The organism is Geothrix terrae (genome assembly GCF_022808775.1).
Taxonomy (GTDB): Bacteria; Acidobacteriota; Holophagae; order Holophagales; family Holophagaceae; genus Geothrix; species Geothrix terrae.
The window spans coordinates 182,949-198,829 of the sequence record NZ_JAKZLA010000004.1 but is presented as its reverse complement, the minus strand read 5'-3'; the positions used below and the strand labels follow the sequence as shown (position 1 = coordinate 198,829).

13 protein-coding genes are annotated in these 15,881 nt (G+C 69.5%); 7 read left to right on the top strand and 6 right to left on the bottom strand.

The window, feature by feature from the left end; all coding sequences use genetic code 11:
- Positions 1-4: 4 nt before the first annotated feature.
- From MLE42_RS09655 to MLE42_RS09645, 3 genes are read right to left on the bottom strand one after another with little or no spacing between them, the layout of a single operon-like run.
- Positions 5-1,003 carry an HlyD family secretion protein gene (locus MLE42_RS09655; RefSeq protein WP_243287674.1) on the bottom strand — a complete coding sequence of 333 codons (999 nt, stop codon included), beginning with the start codon at positions 1,001-1,003 and terminating at the stop codon, positions 5-7.
- Between the two features lie 4 nt (positions 1,004-1,007).
- Complete coding sequence (locus tag MLE42_RS09650; RefSeq protein WP_243287673.1) at positions 1,008-2,348, bottom strand: TolC family protein; 1,341 nt, start codon at positions 2,346-2,348, stop codon at positions 1,008-1,010.
- A complete protein-coding gene (locus tag MLE42_RS09645; protein WP_243287672.1) occupies positions 2,345-2,956 on the bottom strand; it encodes a TetR/AcrR family transcriptional regulator in 612 nt (203 codons plus the stop codon). The genes MLE42_RS09650 and MLE42_RS09645 overlap by 4 nt, the downstream gene beginning before the upstream one ends.
- 173 nt (positions 2,957-3,129) lie before the next feature.
- Here MLE42_RS09645 and MLE42_RS09640 point away from each other — a divergent pair, with 173 nt between their 5' ends.
- From MLE42_RS09640 to MLE42_RS09615, 6 genes are all read left to right on the top strand, one after another.
- Positions 3,130-3,819, top strand: a complete 690-nt coding sequence (locus MLE42_RS09640; RefSeq protein ID WP_243287671.1) for a CerR family C-terminal domain-containing protein — start codon at positions 3,130-3,132, stop codon at positions 3,817-3,819.
- Positions 3,820-3,821: 2 nt separating this feature from the next.
- On the top strand, positions 3,822-5,147 hold the full coding sequence (locus MLE42_RS09635; protein ID WP_243287670.1) for a TolC family protein: 1,326 nt from the start codon (positions 3,822-3,824) through the stop codon (positions 5,145-5,147).
- 27 nt (positions 5,148-5,174) lie between these two features.
- Entirely contained in the window at positions 5,175-6,320 is a 1,146-nt protein-coding gene (locus tag MLE42_RS09630; RefSeq protein WP_243287669.1) for an efflux RND transporter periplasmic adaptor subunit, read from the top strand.
- A gap of 3 nt (positions 6,321-6,323) precedes the next feature.
- Positions 6,324-9,524, top strand: coding sequence for an efflux RND transporter permease subunit (locus MLE42_RS09625; RefSeq protein WP_243287668.1), 3,201 nt, complete (start codon positions 6,324-6,326; stop codon positions 9,522-9,524).
- 184 nt (positions 9,525-9,708) lie between these two features.
- Entirely contained in the window at positions 9,709-13,125 is a 3,417-nt protein-coding gene (gene mfd / locus MLE42_RS09620; RefSeq protein WP_243287667.1) for a transcription-repair coupling factor, read from the top strand.
- 142 nt (positions 13,126-13,267) lie between these two features.
- The gene (locus tag MLE42_RS09615) at positions 13,268-14,152 is read left to right on the top strand and encodes an SDR family NAD(P)-dependent oxidoreductase (RefSeq protein ID WP_243287666.1); all 885 of its coding nucleotides are present in this window, start codon (positions 13,268-13,270) and stop codon (positions 14,150-14,152) included.
- Here MLE42_RS09615 and MLE42_RS09610 read toward each other — a convergent pair.
- The 3 genes from MLE42_RS09610 to MLE42_RS09600 form a co-directional block, all read right to left on the bottom strand.
- The gene (locus MLE42_RS09610) at positions 14,149-14,604 is read right to left on the bottom strand and encodes a DinB family protein (protein WP_243287665.1); all 456 of its coding nucleotides are present in this window, start codon (positions 14,602-14,604) and stop codon (positions 14,149-14,151) included. The genes MLE42_RS09615 and MLE42_RS09610 overlap by 4 nt on opposite strands.
- Before the next feature lie 126 nt (positions 14,605-14,730).
- Complete coding sequence (locus tag MLE42_RS09605) at positions 14,731-15,075, bottom strand: ArsR/SmtB family transcription factor (RefSeq protein ID WP_243287664.1); 345 nt, start codon at positions 15,073-15,075, stop codon at positions 14,731-14,733.
- Positions 15,062-15,520, bottom strand: coding sequence for an SRPBCC family protein (locus MLE42_RS09600; protein ID WP_243287663.1), 459 nt, complete (start codon positions 15,518-15,520; stop codon positions 15,062-15,064). The genes MLE42_RS09605 and MLE42_RS09600 overlap by 14 nt, the downstream gene beginning before the upstream one ends.
- Before the next feature lie 210 nt (positions 15,521-15,730).
- On the opposite strand from MLE42_RS09600, the gene MLE42_RS16135 reads away from it, so the two are divergent.
- Positions 15,731-15,859: a hypothetical protein gene (locus MLE42_RS16135; RefSeq protein ID WP_275975835.1), complete on the top strand. Its 129-nt coding sequence runs from the start codon at positions 15,731-15,733 to the stop codon at positions 15,857-15,859.
- The last annotated feature ends 22 nt before the right edge of the window (positions 15,860-15,881 follow it).

The following is a 15,881-nucleotide window of genomic DNA, read 5'->3' as shown; positions in this document are numbered from 1 at the left end:
GGCCTCAGCGGCTCCGGGTGTCGATCTCGGCCGCCACGCTCAGCCCCAGGCGCAGCCTGCGTTCGGGATCGGCACCGGGATCGAGGCTGATCTTCACGGGGAGCCGCTGGACGACCTTCACCCAGTTGCCCGTGGCGTTCTCCGCCGGCAGCAGGCTGAAGGCGGCGCCGGTGCCCGCGGAGAGACTCTCCACGGTGCCGGTGAACGTCCGGCCGTCGAGATCCGTCGTCATCCGCACGCGCTGGCCGGGGCGCACGCGCCGGAGCTGGGTCTCCTTGAAGTTCGCCTCCACCCAGAGGTCCTCCTGGCCCAGGGGCACCACCGCCAGCAGGGGCTGGCCCGCCGCCACCACCATGCCCGGCTCCGCCAGCTTCCGGCTCACGGTGCCGTCGCAGGGGGCGGCGATCGCGCAGTAGGAGCGCTGGAGCCGGGCCTGGTCCAGGGCCGCCTGGGCCACCTGGACCTTGCTCCGGCTCACGCCCAGCAGCCCCTGGGCAGCGGCCACTTGCTTCTGGGCCGCCGCCACCTGGGCCGTGGCCACCTCTTCGGTGGTGGCGGCCTGGTCGTGCCTCTGGCGGGGGATGGACTGCCGCGCGAGAAGGGCGTCCATGCGCCGCTTCTCGAGGCCCGCCAGGGTCCGCTGGCTCTCGGCGGCCTGGACCTGGGCCCGGGCCTGGGCGATCTGGGCCCCGTTGAGGGCCAGGGCGCTCCGGGCCTCCGCCAGGGAAGCCTCGGCCCGCGCAATGGCGGCGTCGTAGTCGCGGGGATCCAGAATGGCCAGGGTCTGTCCCATCCGGACCGCCTGGTTTTCCTGGACCGCCACCTGGAGCAGCGGCCCGGGGATGTGGCTCGACACCGCCACCACATGACCCTTCACATAGGCATTGTCCGTGGCCACGAACACCTGGCCGTGGCGCCAGCGCACCAGGGCCCAGACGGTGCCCGCGACGGCCAGGGCGAGGATGATCGCCAGGGAGGCCCACTTCTTCGTCTTCGCATCCATCTCATCACTCCCGGGGCGCAGGCGCCTCGAAGAAGGCCGGCAGGTCCTCGCCCAGCGCCGCGAGCAGGACGGCCTGCTGGGCATAGGCCCGGTAGCGCCGGTCCTCCAGGGCGCTGCGGCTCTCCGCCAGCACCGATTCCGCGTCCAGCACATCCGTGTTGCGCACCAGGCCTTCCTGGTACTGATCGCCCACCATGCGGAGGTTCTCTTCCGCGGAGGCCACGTTCAGCCGGGCGGTGTCCACCTCGCGCAGGGACTGGCGGAAGGCCCGCAGAGCTGCCGCGGCGGCGGTCTCCGCCTGGCGCTCCGCTTCCTGCTGGTCCCGGCGGGCCCGACCCGTCTCCGCCTCCGCCTGGCGCACCCGCGAGGCGCGGACGCCCCCGTCGAAGAGCTTCCAGGAGAGGCCGATGGACAGGCTGGTCTCGTGCTCGTGGGTCAGGAAGGGGTTCTGCGCGTAGGTGTGGCTGGCTTCGGCGGCCAGCGTGGGCAGGAAGTCCCTCCGCCGGAAGGTGGCCTGGCCCGACAGGGCCTGGGTCTTGGCGCGGGCCGCGCGTACGGCCGGGTTCGCCTCCCGCGCCCGGGTCCGGCAGCCCGCCTCGTCCCAGGGCAGGGCGGGCGGGCCGGCGAGGGTCTCCGGCAGCTCCTGGGCGGTGCCGGGGGGCAGGCCCATGGCCACGTTCAGGCCCTCCAGGACCGAGGCGTAGGCCTGGTCCAGGGCGTGCTCCGCGTCCCCCACCGCCCGCAGCGCCACCTCCGTGCGCAGGAGGTCATTGCGCGCCACGACCCCCTGCTCGAAGAGGGCCCGGGCGTGGCCCAGGTGGGTCTCCAGGGCCTCCCGGCGCTGGACCAGGACGTGCTTCTGGGCCTTCAGGTTCAGGAGCGTGAAGTAGCGGGCGGCCACCTCGCTCTGGGCCTTCAGAAGACCGGCTTGCCCTGAGCTTTCCACGGCCGACTCGCGGGCGCGGGAGGCCGAGAAGGCCTCGCTCCGCCGGCCGAAATCCCACAGCAGGTACTGGACCGAGGCCTTGTAGCGCCAGGCCTGGCTGTCCGAGGTGGGGAAGACCTGGGGCGGCACCGTGAAGGGGCCGATCCGCATGGGCTGGCTCAGCAGCTCCGGACGGTGGTCCGTGGTCCAGTAGCCGCCCTGGATCTGGACCTCGGGCCAGTAGAGGCCCTGCACCTGGGCGGTCTCCTCCCGGGCTCCGGCCAGGTCCGAACGGGCCGCCTCCGCCGATTGGGACTGCTCGCCGACCAGGCGCAGGGCCCGGGCGAGACTGAGCGGTTCGCCGCCTCGCAGGATGCCGGCCAGGGCCGCGCAGGCCAGGAGAACGGCCGCCGGTCTCATGGCCGGGCTCCCGCGCCGCGCAGCAGGCAGGCCATGGCGCGCGCCACGCAGGCACCGGGGTCCTCCTCCTTTCCCGTCCGGTGGCTCCGGTGCAGGGAGGCCTCCAGTACGCCGAAGCAGAGCTGGATGAGGAAGTCGGGATCCAGGTCCTGGAGGTCCCCGGCCTCCACGGCCCGGTGGAGGATGTCCTTCAGCCGCGTCCGCTCGGCCTCGTAGATCTCCCGGAGGCGGGGCAGGAACCGGGACTCGAAGCCCCAGTCGTAGTGCACCCGCTCGAGGATGAACATCGGAAGCCAGATGAGCCGGCCCCGGAAGTGGTCCGCGTAGGCCTGGAACATGCACCGTAGCTGCTCCAGGGGTGGCCGCGGGGTCCGGAGGACCTCCTCGGCCCGGGCGGAGAAGGCCTCGGCCCGGTGGATCATCACCTGCTCGTAGAGGTCCTGCTTGGACGCGAAGTGCTCGTAGAGCCCCTGCATGCCGATCTGGGCCTCTGCAGCGATCTCCTGCATCGTGGCCTCGTCGAAGGGCTTCCGGCCGAACACCCGGCCCGCGGCCTCGAGGAGGAGATCCCGTCTCTGCTGCCGTTCAAGGCCCTTCCGATCCAGCACCGGAGCCTCCGAATCCGCATTCCAGATTCCGAATCTAGAATTTTAATTACGACCGTCAAGTCATCAATTAAGACACCCAGAGGGCGATTTTCCCCTTGACTGGTTCAAACGATTGATTAATTCTTGGAGCCTGTTGTTCAACCGTTTGATTGGTTGATTGGAAACGAGGGGTCATGAACGCACAGCCGACCGACGCATCTCTTGATACGCGGCAGCGCCTGATCGAGGCCGCGATCCTGACCTTCGCTGAAAAGGGCTTCGACGGGGCCGGCATCCGCGAGATCGCGCTGCGGGCCAAGGCCAACTCGGCCCTCGTGACCTACCACTTCAGCGGCAAGGAGGGGCTGTACCTGGAGGCCCTCCGGTACATCTTCGCCCGGAAGGCCTGCCGCGTGGCCGAGCTGGCCATGGCCCCCGCCCTCGAAGGGCCGGGAGCGCGCGAGGCCGCGCTCCAACAGCTCAAGGACCACATCCGGGCCTTCATGCAGGACCTGATGGCCTGCGACCCCCAGGATCCCCTGGATCCCCTGGGCGAGGCCGCCATGGCGCTCATGGCCCGCGAGATGCAGGCGCCGCGGGCGGCCTCCTCGGCCCTGCTCATGGAGCAGATCCGGCCCCACGTGGACCACCTGATGCAGTGCCTCCGGGTGCTGCGCCCGGACCTCTCCTGGGGCGACCTCCTGAACATGGGCATGAGCATCCAGGGCCAGCTCCTCTATTTCCGCAACTCCCTGGGCATCGCCCGGCTCATCCGCGGGAACCCGAACTACCCGGAGGATCTCGAGGAGGTCATCCGGCACTTCACCGACTTCAGCCTGCGTGGGCTCGGCATCCCCGAAGCCTTCCCCCAGCCGAGGAACTGACCATGCTTTTGTTCGCCCCTCCCGCCCTCCAGGCGCCGGCTCCGGCGCCGGCTCCGGCTCAGACCACGGCACTCGCCCCCCAGGCCCCGCTGAGCCTGGACCTGGCCGGCGCCTTGGCCCGGGCCCGGAATGAGAACCCCATGCTCCGCGCGGCCAAGGCCCGCGTGGATGAGCGCCGCGGCCTCATCACCAGCACCCGCGCCGATGCCCTGCCGCAGCTCACCCTCATCGGGGACTTCACCCGGGCGCGGGACGTCTCCATCCTCAACAGCGGCTTCGCGGACAGCGCCGCCCAGTTCGGACTGTCCCCCAGCTCCCTGGTGGGCGCCCGCAGCATCTACACCAGCCAGGCCAACCTCACCCAGCCCCTCTTCTACTGGGGCAAGCTGGGCACGGCCATCGACATCGCCAAGATGGGCGAGAAGGAGGCCGGCTACGGCTTCACCACCGCCGAGCTGGACACCCTCCACGGCGTGGCCAAGGCCTACCTGGCGGTGCTGGAGGCCCAGGCGGAGCAGGAGGTCGTGGAAACCCGCCGCAAGACCGCCGAGCAGTTCGTCTCGGACGTGAAGGCCAAACTGGAGGCCCAGACCGCCACCGAGCTGGACCGCCTGCGGGCTGAGAGCGAGCTGCTGGCCGTGATCCCCGAGGCGCTCCAGGCCGACGCCAACGTGAAGCGGGCCCTGGAGGTGCTGAACGGGCAGCTGGGCCTGGACCCCAAGACGCCGCTGACGCTGGTGGACCTGGGCCAACCGGAGCTCTCGGCCCGGCCCGCGGGCGCCGAGCGCAGCGAGCTGGCCCAGCTGAAGCAGCAGGAGGCCATGTACCGGGCCAACGAGAAGATCATCACCTCGGACCTGCGCCCCAAGTTCGACCTCAGCGCCAGCTACGGCTACCAGGCGGGCAAGAGCGACAACCTCTTCAAGGAGCCGTACGACACCTGGAAGGTGAGCGTCACCATGAAGTTCCCCATCTTCGACGGGCTGCGCAGCTCCGGCAAGCGCGCCCAGAACACCGCCCAGCTCGAGCAGGTGAAGCAGGCGCGCATCGACCGCGAGCGATCCATCGCCATCGAGCAGAGCACGGCGGACCGCGAGCTGGAGAAGGCCACGGCCCTGGATGAGGCCGCCCGCAAGGCCCACGACGCCACCGTGGAAGCACTGCGCATGAGCCGCGAGTCCTTCGACCAGGGCCTCATCACGTCGCTCGATCTCCTCCAGGCGGAGCGATCCGAGCGCCAGGCCGAGAGCCAGCGCCGCCGCGCGGAACTGGGCCTCTGGTCCGCCCGCTTCGACCAGCGCCGCGCCCTGGGCCTCCCTCCTTTGTAACGAACCCGACGATTCCTGGAGTCGACCATGAACCGCAAAACCCTCATCATCACCACCGGACTCGCGGCCGCCATCATCGCCGGGGCCGCCACCTTCCACCGCGGCAAGCGCAACGCCGAGCTGGACCACCAGGCCGCCGTGAAGGCCGAAGGTTCCGTGGCCGTCACCCTGGTGCCGGTCCAGGAGCGGAGCTTCCGGCCCGCCGTGGCCTTCACGGGCACGCTGCTGGCCGTGAACCGCGCCGAGCTGAAGGCTGAAGTGACCGGCCGCGTAACCCGCGTGCTGGTGCAGGAGGGCGACAGCGTCGCCGCCGGCGCCCTCCTGGGCGCCCAGGACGAGGACGACTACCAGCTGGGTGTCCAGGCCGCCGAGGCCCAGGCCGCGCAGGCCAAGGCCCAGGCTCTCCAGGCCCAGCGCGACAACGACCGCTCTGTGGCCCTGCTGGAGAAGCGCAGCATCACCCGCCAGGCGGCGCAGCAGGCGGAGACCGCCTTCCACGCCACCCAGGCCGCCGCCCAGGCCGCCGACAGCAACCTGGGCCTGGCCCGCCTGCGCCTCAAGAAGGCCCGCCTCGTGGCGCCCTTCGCCGGCCAGGTGGCGCGCCGCGCGGTGCAGCCCGGTGAGATGCTGAACCCCGGCCAGACGGCCTTCGAGATCGTGGACAACCGCAAGCTGGAGATCCGCGCGGACCTGCCCGCCGAGGCCATGGCCCAGGTGAAGGTGGGCCAGCGGGCCACCTTCCGCAGCATCGGCGTGGACCGCCTCGTGGAGGGCCGCGTGGCCCAGGTGAGCCCCAGCCTTTCCCAGGATGGCCGCACCCTGCGCGTCCGCGTGGAGGTCCCCAATCCGGACGGGACGCTGAAGAGCGGTCTCTTCGTGGAGGGTGTCATCCTCGGCGAGGGCGAGACCAAGGCGCCGGCGCTGCCGGCCACCCTGGTGAAGGCGCAGGACCGCGATGCCGAGGTCTACGTGGCCGAGCAGGACGTGGCCCGCCGCCACAAGGTGGTGCTGGGGCCCGAGCAGGATGGCTACCGGCCCGTGAACGGCCTGGGCCTCGGTGCCCAGGTGGTGGACAACGGCAAGGACCTGGTGGGCGAAGGCAGCCGCCTGCGGGTGATCAGCGGCGCCGTCCCAACCAGCGCGAATGGCGGCTCCGCCGCAGGAGGGAAGTGACCCATGTTCCTGTCCGATTTCTCCATCCGCCGGCCGGTCTTCACGGTCTGCATCATGCTGGCGCTGGTGGTGCTCGGCCTCTTCTCCGTGAAGACCCTGGGCATCGACCAGTACCCCAACACCGACATCCCCACGGTCACCGTCTCCGTCGTCTATCCCGGCGCCAGCCCCGAGTCCGTCAAGCAGGACGTGGTCCGGAAGATCGAGGAGGCCGTCAACCCCATCGAGAAGATCAAGGAGATCAGCTCCACCAGCCAGGAGGGCCTGGGCACGCTCGTGATCCAGTTCCACCTGGGCCGCAACGTGGACAACGCCCTCAACGACGTGCGCACCAAGATCGGCCAGATCCGGCGCGACCTCCCCAGCAACATTGAGGAGCCCGTGATCTCCAAGTTCGACCCGGCACAGCTGCCCGTGCTCTCCCTGGTGGTGAAGCCGGACGCGAAGCATCCGGACATGAACGACCGGGAGCTGACCCGCATCGCCGAGGACTTCCTCAAGCGGCGCATCGAGAACATCCCCGGCGTGGGCAAGGTGGATCCTGTGGGCGGCAGCACCCGCGAGATCCTCATCCAGGTGGATCCCCAGAAGCTGGAGTCCCAGGGGCTTTCCCTCCAGGCTGTGAAGAACGCCCTGGGCGGAGACACCATGGCCATCCCCAGCGGCAACCTGCTCCAGGGCAGCCGCGAGATGTCCGTGAAGGTGGACGCCAAGGCCAAGTCCGTGGCTGACTTCGACCATGTCGTCGTGGGCAACAAGGAAGGCCGCCCCATCGAGCTGCGGGAAGTGGCCACGGTGGTGGACGGCATCAAGGAGAAGCGCAGCCTGGCCCGCCTGGGTGGCAAGGACGTGGTGGCCCTGGAGATCCAGCGGCAGACCGGCGGCAACACCGTGGCCATGGTCACCGCCGTGGAGAAGGCCCTGGAAGAGCTGAAGCCCGAGCTGGCCCAGCAGGGTGTCGAGGTGGCCACCGCCAAGGACAACGCCCGCTTCATCATCGACAACGTGGACGACGTGAACACCTCCATCTACGTGGGCGGCCTGCTCACGGTGATCATCGTGTTCTTCTTCCTCAAGAGCTGGCGGTCCACGCTCATCACCAGCCTCACCCTGCCCGTGTCCGTGATCTCCACGTTCATCATCATGCGGGCGCTGGACTTCACGCTGAACACCATGACGCTCATGGGCCTCAGCCTGGCCATCGGCATCCTCATCGACGATGCCATCGTGGTCCGCGAGAACATCACGCGGCACGCGGAGATGGGCAAGGATCACGTCACCGCCGCCCGGGAGGGCACGGCGGAGATCGGCCCCGCCGTCATCGCCACCACCATGTCCATCCTGGCGGTGTTCGTGCCCGTGGCCTTCATGGGCGGCATCGTGGGCAAGTTCTTCTTCCCCTTCGGCATCGTCGTGGCCTTCGCCGTGGCCGTGTCGCTGTTCGTGAGCTTCACGCTGGATCCCATGCTCAGCGCGGTCTGGCCGGATCCCGAGCACGAGAAGAGCGCCGACGGGCATGTGCACTACCAGGGCCGGAACCCCGTCATGCGGGCGGTGGAAGCCTTCGGCCGCATGCTGGACCGGTGGGAGCTCCTCTACAAGTCGGCCATCGAATGGGCCATGGGCCATCGCTGGACGGTGATGCTCGCGGGGGGCGGCAGCTTCGTGCTGGCCATGATGCTCTCGGGCCTTCTGGGCAATAACTTTATGCCCGACTACGACCGCGGCGACCTCCAGGCCACCTTCAAGGCGGAACCCGGCTCCAGCCTCGCGGCCACCCGCGAGAAGGCCCTGGCCCTGGAGAAGGCCATCCAGGCCGTGCCCGGCGTGGACTTCGCCTACACCACCATCGGCACGGGCCTGAACGGCACCGTGGATTCCGGCGGGATCTACGTGAAGCTGAAGAATGGCCACCGGCCGAACCATGTGGTGATCCGCCGGCAGATCCGGGAGGCGTTCCGCTCGGTGCCCGGCGTGGACGCGGCCATCGGCACCGCCAACGACTGGGGCACCACCTTCCCCATCATGGTGGCCGTGCAGGCCCCGGACCGGGATGCGGTCATCCAGGCCGTGCCCCTCGTGAAGGAAGCTCTGCGCAGCGTGCCCGGCGCCGTGGATGTCACCACCAGCCTGGACAGCGGCAAGCCCGAGCTGCGGCTCGTGGTGGATCGCAAGGCCGCCTCGGACCTGGGTGTGAGCCCGGCCCTGGTCTCCCAGATGGTCCGCCCCCTGGTGGACGGCGAGAAAGTCGCGAAGTACGAGGACGAGAAGGGCGAGCAGCGCGATGTGCGCGTCCGGCTCGCCGACCAGGAGCGCCGCTTCACGGCGCAGCTGGCCAACATGACCGTGCAGAGCACCAAGGATCTCGGCGGGGGCAAGCATCCGCTGGTCCGCCTCAATCAGGTGGTGCGCTTCGAGGAGGGCATCGCCCCAGCCAAGCTCCAGCGCCACGACCTGATGGAGGAAGTGGAGGTGGACGCCAACTTCGATGGCTCCACCTTGGGCGAAGTCAGTGCCGGAGCGGCGAAGAAGGTGGCCGAGCTGAAGGCTGGCGGCAAGCTGCCCGAAGGCGTCCGCGTGGAGTTCCTGGGGCAGACCCGGGACAGCAAGGAGACGGCCGGCTACATGGGCACCTCGCTCCTGCTGGCGGTCTTCTTCATCTACTTCGTGCTGGCCAGCCAGTTCGAGAGCTTCAAGCTGCCCATCGCCATCATGGCCAGCCTGCCGCTCTCCATGGTGGGCATGGTGCTGATGCTGCTGGTGACGGGCGACTCGATGTCCATGATGACGAGCATCGGCATGATCCTGCTGATGGGCCTGGTGACCAAGAACGCCATCCTGCTGGTGGATCACGCCCTGCATCTGGAACGGGAGGAAGGCATCTCCCGCCGCCAGGCCATCATCCGCGCGGGCACCGTGCGGCTGCGGCCCATCCTGATGACCAGCTTCGCCATGATCGGCGGCATGCTGCCGCTCTTCCTGGCGCTGGGCGCTGGGGCCGAGATGCGGGCCCCCATGGCCCGGGCCGTGGTGGGTGGGCTCATCACTTCCACCCTGCTCACGCTCATCGTGGTGCCCGTGTTCTTCGAGATCATCGAAGACTTCAGCCTGGCCAAGGTCTGGGCCTGGATCCGGCGGCGGGTGGGGGCCCTGGGCTCCGAACCCCAGGCCGTACGCCCCATCGTGGAGGCCCCGGACGCCTGAGGGCGTCCACCCTCCCAAGCTGAACCACCCCGTCAAGGTGTCCAGGGCGCCAAGAAGGAGAACCGTCCAGGGTTTTCTCTCTTGGCTTCCTGGCACCTCGGTGGTGGATCTTCCCTTGAAGCGAAGCGCGCCCGAGGATGAAGCCTCGTCTCCGGGCCCGGATTGAGGCACTCTGAAGGGCGCTATGAATGCTGTCGGCCCTGACCTGAAGGATCTGTTGCGCTTGGCCGAGGCTCCCGCGGAGGTTCTCGCGGCGTCCGGGGCGCGCCTGCGCTGGGCCTCACCGCCGGCCCTGGCCCTGGTGCTGGCGCGGTGGATCACCCGCGAGGGGCGGATCGAATCCCTGTGGGTGGACGCCCCCAGCGAAGCCGAGGCCCGCACCCTGGCCCAGGACCTCCAGGCCCTGCTGCCCGGGGCCGGCGTGGCCCACTTCCCGGGTTTCGCGGCCTACGCCGGAGGCGAGAGCAGCCCGCCGGGCATGGTGCTGCGGGACCGCCTCTCCACCTTGGTGGGCCTACTGGAGCGTCGGGTGCAGGTGCTGGTCACGGGGCCCCTCACGGCCTGCGAGCGGCTGCCCCATCCCACCTGGTTCCAGAAACAGAAGCTGGAGCTGCGCATCGGCGCCGAGGTGCCCCGGGAGCTGCTGCTGGAGACCCTGGTGGCCCTGGGCTACCGCCGCACGGAGATGGCCGCCGCGCCCGGCGAGTTCAGTTCCCGCGGCATGGTGGTGGACCTCTGGCCCGACCACCTGGACCAGCCCCTGCGCCTGGAGACCTTCGGCGATGAGCTGGAGCGCCTCAGTCCCTTCGATCCGGATACCCAGCGCCGCACGGGCGAATCCCTGGACGCGCTGACGCTCTACCCCCGCTTCGAGGGCGAGCGCGGCGACGGCCAGGCCCTGCTGGCGGCCGTGGCCTCCCGGGCGGATCGCACGGCCGAGCCCGAAGACGACCTGGCCTTCCGCAAGGCGCGGCTGGCCACCCACGGCCACTTCCCCGGCGAAGAGCTCTTCCACCCCCTGCTGGCCCAGCCCAAGGGTCAGTTGACCCACTGGGTGCCGCCCTGCCTGCGGGTGCGTCTCGACCCAGCCTGGGAGGACGCCCTGCGCGAAGCCGAGCGGGCCCGCATCGAGGAGGGCCTGGCCACCCTTCGCCGCGGCGGCGTGGTGTGTCCCGATTTCGAGGACCGCTTCCTCCCCTCGGACCCCAGCCGGACCTCGCTCCTCCTCACCGAGTGGCAGAGCGAGGCCACGGTGCCCGTCACCGTCCAGCCCCTGCGGGAGTTCCAGGGGCGCCTGCCGGACCTGGCGGAGCAGGTGCAGGAGCTGGCCCTCACGGGCTTCCGGGTGGTGCTGGCGGGCTCGACGCCCGGCATGCGGGACCGCTTCGCGGAATTCCTGCGGGACTACGACCTGCCCCAGGCCTATGGCACCGAGGCGGGCTGCCGGGCCCTCCGCCTGAACCTCAGCGCCGGCGTGCTCATCAAGGAGTGCCGCCTCGCCCTCTTCACCGAGCGCGAGGTCTTCGGCCGCAAGGCCATCCAGGCGGCACCCAAGAAGTCCCGCAGCGCGGCCTTCCTGTCGGACCTGCGGGACCTCAAGCCCGGCGACCGCGTGGTGCATCTCGACCACGGCATCGGCGAGTTCGTGGGCTTCGCCACCCTCACCGTGGGCGGCGAGGAACTGGAGGTGCTCCAGCTGCGCTACGCCGACGGCGGCCAGCTCAACGTCAGCCTGGAGCGGGCCGATCTCGTCCAGCGCTACACCGGCGCCGAGGGCCACCTGCCGCCCCTGGACAAGCTGGGCGGCGCCTCCTGGGCCAAGGTCAAGCGCAAAGCCAAGAGGGCCATCCGCGACATGGCCGACGAGCTGCTGAAGCTCTACGCCCAGCGCAAGCTGGAGAAGGGCCACGCCTACCCTCCGGACGGGCCCGACATGGCGGCCTTCGACGCCAGCTTCCCCTTCACGCCCACGCCGGACCAGATCGAAGCCATCGAGGCCGTGAAGGCCGACCTGGAGTCACCGCGCCCCATGGACCGACTGCTGGTGGGCGACGTGGGCTTCGGTAAGACGGAAGTCGCCATGCGCGCCGCCGCCAAGGTGGCCCTCGAAGGCCGCCAGGTGGCCGTGCTGTGCCCCACCACCGTGCTCTGCTTCCAGCACTTCCGCACCTTCAAGGAGCGCTTTGCGGGCTTCCCCATCCGCATCGAGATGCTGAACCGCTTCGTCGATCCCGCGGAGCAGAAGCGCATCCTCCAGGAGGTGGCCGACGGCAAGGTGGAGATCGTCATCGGCACTCACCAGCTGCTGGGCGCCCGTGTGAAGTTCGCCGACCTGGGCCTCGTGGTGGTGGACGAGGAGCAGCGCTTCGGCGTGGGCCACAAGGAGAAGCTGAAGAAGCTGCGCCTCAACGTGGACCAGCTCGCGCTCAGCGCCACGCCCATCCCCCGCACCCTCCACATGAGCCTCACGGGCCTCCGCGAGATCAGCCTCATCGAGACGCCGCCGAAGGACAGGCTGGCCATCGAGACCGTGGTGGCGCCCTGGAGCGACGAGCTGGTGCAGACGGCCGTCCAGTTCGAGCTGCGCCGCGGTGGTCAGGTCTATCTGGTGCACAACCGCGTGGAGTCCATCGTCAGCATCGCCGCGCGCGTGCGCGAGCTGGTGCCCGACGCCCGCGTGGCCGTGGGCCACGGCCAGATGAGCGACGAGGGGCTGGAGCAGGTGATGCTGGGCTTCATGGAGGGCCGCATCGACGTGCTGGTGGCCACCACCATCGTGGAGAACGGCCTGGACGTGCCCAACGCCAACACGCTCATCGTCCACCGTGCGGATGCTTTCGGGCTGAGTCAGCTCTACCAGTTGCGGGGCCGCGTGGGCCGCAGCGACGTGCCGGCCTACGCCTACCTGATGATCCCGCCCAAGCACGAGATCAGCGAGGACGCCCGCAAGCGCCTCCAGGCGCTCGAAGACTTCTCCGAGCTGGGCTCGGGCTTCCGCGTGGCGGCCATGGACCTGGAGCTGCGCGGCGCCGGCAACCTGCTGGGCGGCGAGCAGTCCGGCCACATCCACGACATCGGCTTCGAGCTCTACGTGAAGCTGCTGGAGGAGACGCTCCAGGAACTGCAGGGCCAGCCCAGCACCGCGTTCGAAGTGAAGGTGGACGGCCTGGCGCCGGGCGCCCAGCTCAGCCGCCGCTGGATCGACCAGGCCGCCGAGCGCCTGGTGGCCTACAAGCGCATCTCGCGGTTGCGGGAGGAGAAGGACCTGGACCTCTACCGCCTGGATCTGGAGGACCGCTTCGGGCATGTGCCCGAGGACGACACGGACACCCAGCGCTTCTTCGAAGTGCTGAAGGTGAAGCTGCGGGCCCAGGCCCTGGCGGTCAGCGAAGTCACGGTCCAATCCGGCCGCCTCAAGCTCCGCCTCAGCCCCCAGACACCCGTGGACGCCGCGAAGCTCCTGGCCTGGGTCCGCGCCCGGAAGGACGCCCAGCTCAATCCCGACGGCGCCGTGCTCCTGCCCATGCCACCCAGCGAGGGCGGCCCCGTGATTCAGGCCCAGCGCGTGCTGGCGGAGTGGGCGGGGTTCGTGGGGGAATGAGGGCCCTGGGGGTTCGATCCGTCGAGCTGCGGGTCTGTCCCCTCGTTTGACTTCGGGGTTGGAACACGGAAGATGGAGGCCCCCGGCGTCTCCCCCTTTGCCACCGGCCTTTCCGGACACCACTCGAGAGGACCTGACCCAGATGCCCGCGCCCAATGGAACCGATTTCACGCCCACCGTCCATCACGATACCTATCCGGCCATCGACCCCAGCCAGCACGCCTCCTTCCGGGGCCGGCATGTCTTCATCACCGGTGCCTCCAGAGGCATCGGCCGCGCCACTGCGCGCGCCTTCGCGAAAGCGGGCGCCGCCGCCATCGCCCTCGGCGCCCGCTCCGACCTCCACGCCCTGGAACAGGAGCTCCGGGAGGTGGCCAGGGTGGCTCATCCTGACCTTCCCCCGCCCAGGGTTGTCCGTGTCCCGCTCGACGTCGCGGATCCAGCCAGTGTGCAGGAGGCCGCGGCCAGGCTCGAGGAGGCCCTGGAGGACCGCCTCGACCTCCTGATCAACAACGCCGGCTACCTGGAAGCCTCCGCGCCGCTGGCCGAGTCGGATCCGGACGAGTGGTGGAAGGCCATGACCATCAACCTGCGGGGGCCGTACCTCGTGACACGGGCGCTGCTCCCGCTGCTGTTGCAGGGCGGGGACCGGACGGTCGTCAACACCTCCAGCATCGGCGCGCACCACGTGCGGCCTGGTGCGAGCGGGTACCAGACGTCGAAGCTGGCGCTGCTCCGGCTGACCGAGTTCCTCGCCGCCGAGTACGCCGACCAGGGGCTTCTGGCCTATGCGATCCATCCTGGTGGCGTCCTGACGGAGTTGGGGAGCCGCATGCCCGCCCACACGCACGCGATCCTCGTCGATACGCCCGAGCTGGCGGGGGACACCCTCGCCTTCCTCGCCTCCGAGCGACGCGACTGGCTGTCGGGACGCTACGTCAGCGTGAACTGGGACATGGGCGAGTTCCTCGCCAGGGCGGAGGAGATCGTGCGGAGGGACCTGCTGAAGGTCCGGATGGCGGTCTAGACCCTCCCCGTCTCGGGCGCCTTCATCGCGCCGGGCATCCCCATGAGCTTCCGGGCGGTGCCGATCTGGCCCAGGTGGTAGGCCTCCTCCATGAGGAAGGTGCCCACGATCTGCTCCAGAGGGAGGGCAACCTGCATGGCGGGATGAATCCGCGGCTCGCGCCAGTCGACGACGGCGTCGAAGGCCTCGGCCAGGGCCGCCTGCGTCTCGTCCATCGCGGCCTCGAGCTGTGCCAGGGACCGGGGCCCGGTGGCCGCCGGCCGGTCGTCGGACTCCAGCAGGGTTCCCAGGAGCCAGCGGCGGTTCTCCACGAGGTGGGTGAGGATCCACGTGATGCTGTTCACGTGGGGCGCCGGCGGCTGGTCCGCCTGGCCCTGGGTGACATCGGCCAGGTTCCTGGCCATCAGGACCTGACGGTTGAGGGAGAAGAGCGTGGTCCAGGGCTGGGACATGGGTCCTCCTAGGGGAAAGCGCCGGAGCGCGGGTGGCCGACGGAAGGCAGACGGGGATCCGCCCGCTTCGCGCGGGTTCTGGGAATATCGGGGACGAGCGGTCCGCCCCCGGTGACCGGGTTGATTTCAGGTTTCGACGAAGGCCTTGAGCCTGTCCAGGGCGACGTCCCACTCCCTGGACAGGCGCTCCAGATACTGGTGGGCATCCTCGAGGCGCTTGGGCTCGAAGGTCCAGATGCGCTCTCGTCCGTGGCGGGCGCTCTTGACGAGTCCCGCTTCGGAGAGCACTTCAAGATGCTTGGTGATGGCCTGCCGGGAGACGTCGAACTGGCCGCTGAGGCGCGTGACCGTGAGCGGTCCGCCGGAGCAGAGGCTGACAAGCAGGCCCAGGCGCGTCGCATCCCCCAGGGCGGCGAAGAGGGGCGCGGCGTCCTTCAGCCGCGCGGGGGAGAGGGCCTCAGCTCGTGACATGGCGTTCGATCCGGGGCAGCTGGCCCGCCCACCCGGCATCGTTCATGCGAAAGGCCTCGTCGCGCCGATCGGGCGGCAACTGGTCGAAGCCGGACTCCATCACCTTGAGCAGGGTGCCACCCTCGGCCGCCTCGAGGTGAAACTCCACGAGGGTCATGGGTTCGACCGAGTAGTCCCGTTTCACGTCCATGGGGTAGGGGTGCCAGCGGTAGGAGAAGAGGCGCTCCGGTTCCATGCGCTCGATCCTCATCTCCAGGTGGATGTGCGAGTAGTCAGGATGGGTGATCCGTCCGAAGACCGGCTGGCCGGGCACGAAGCGCCCCTCCAGCTTCATCCCGAACCAGGTTCCGAACTCCTCGGCGTCCGACAGCGCCTTCCAGACCCGTGTGCGGGGCGCGCGGAGATGGATCTCCTTCCTGATGCAGTCGGTGCTCGATGCCGTCATGTGTAACCTCCTGGTTGCAGGTTAGGCGAGCCGGAGAATGACGCAACCCATTGGTTGCATTTTTTGAAAGAATGCGATCAGCCCTTTCGGGGACCCCGGTCCAAGGGGTCCGTGGAACAAGTCATGCCATTGAATTTAATCGGCATTGATGTCGGGTTGTTTTTGGGGACTTCCCCGCTTGTCCAGAGGTGGCAGCTGGCGGATCCCCTGGTGAATGGCTGGGAGGGCACGGCCCTGCGCGGCCGCCTTCGGCGGGATCCGGCCTCCCTCGCCACGATGCTGGACTTCGATCTGAGTGCCGTGGCCGGCGGGGGGACCGGAGCGCCCGCAGGCCCGTGAGCCCCCGGCCCCGGATCGGTGG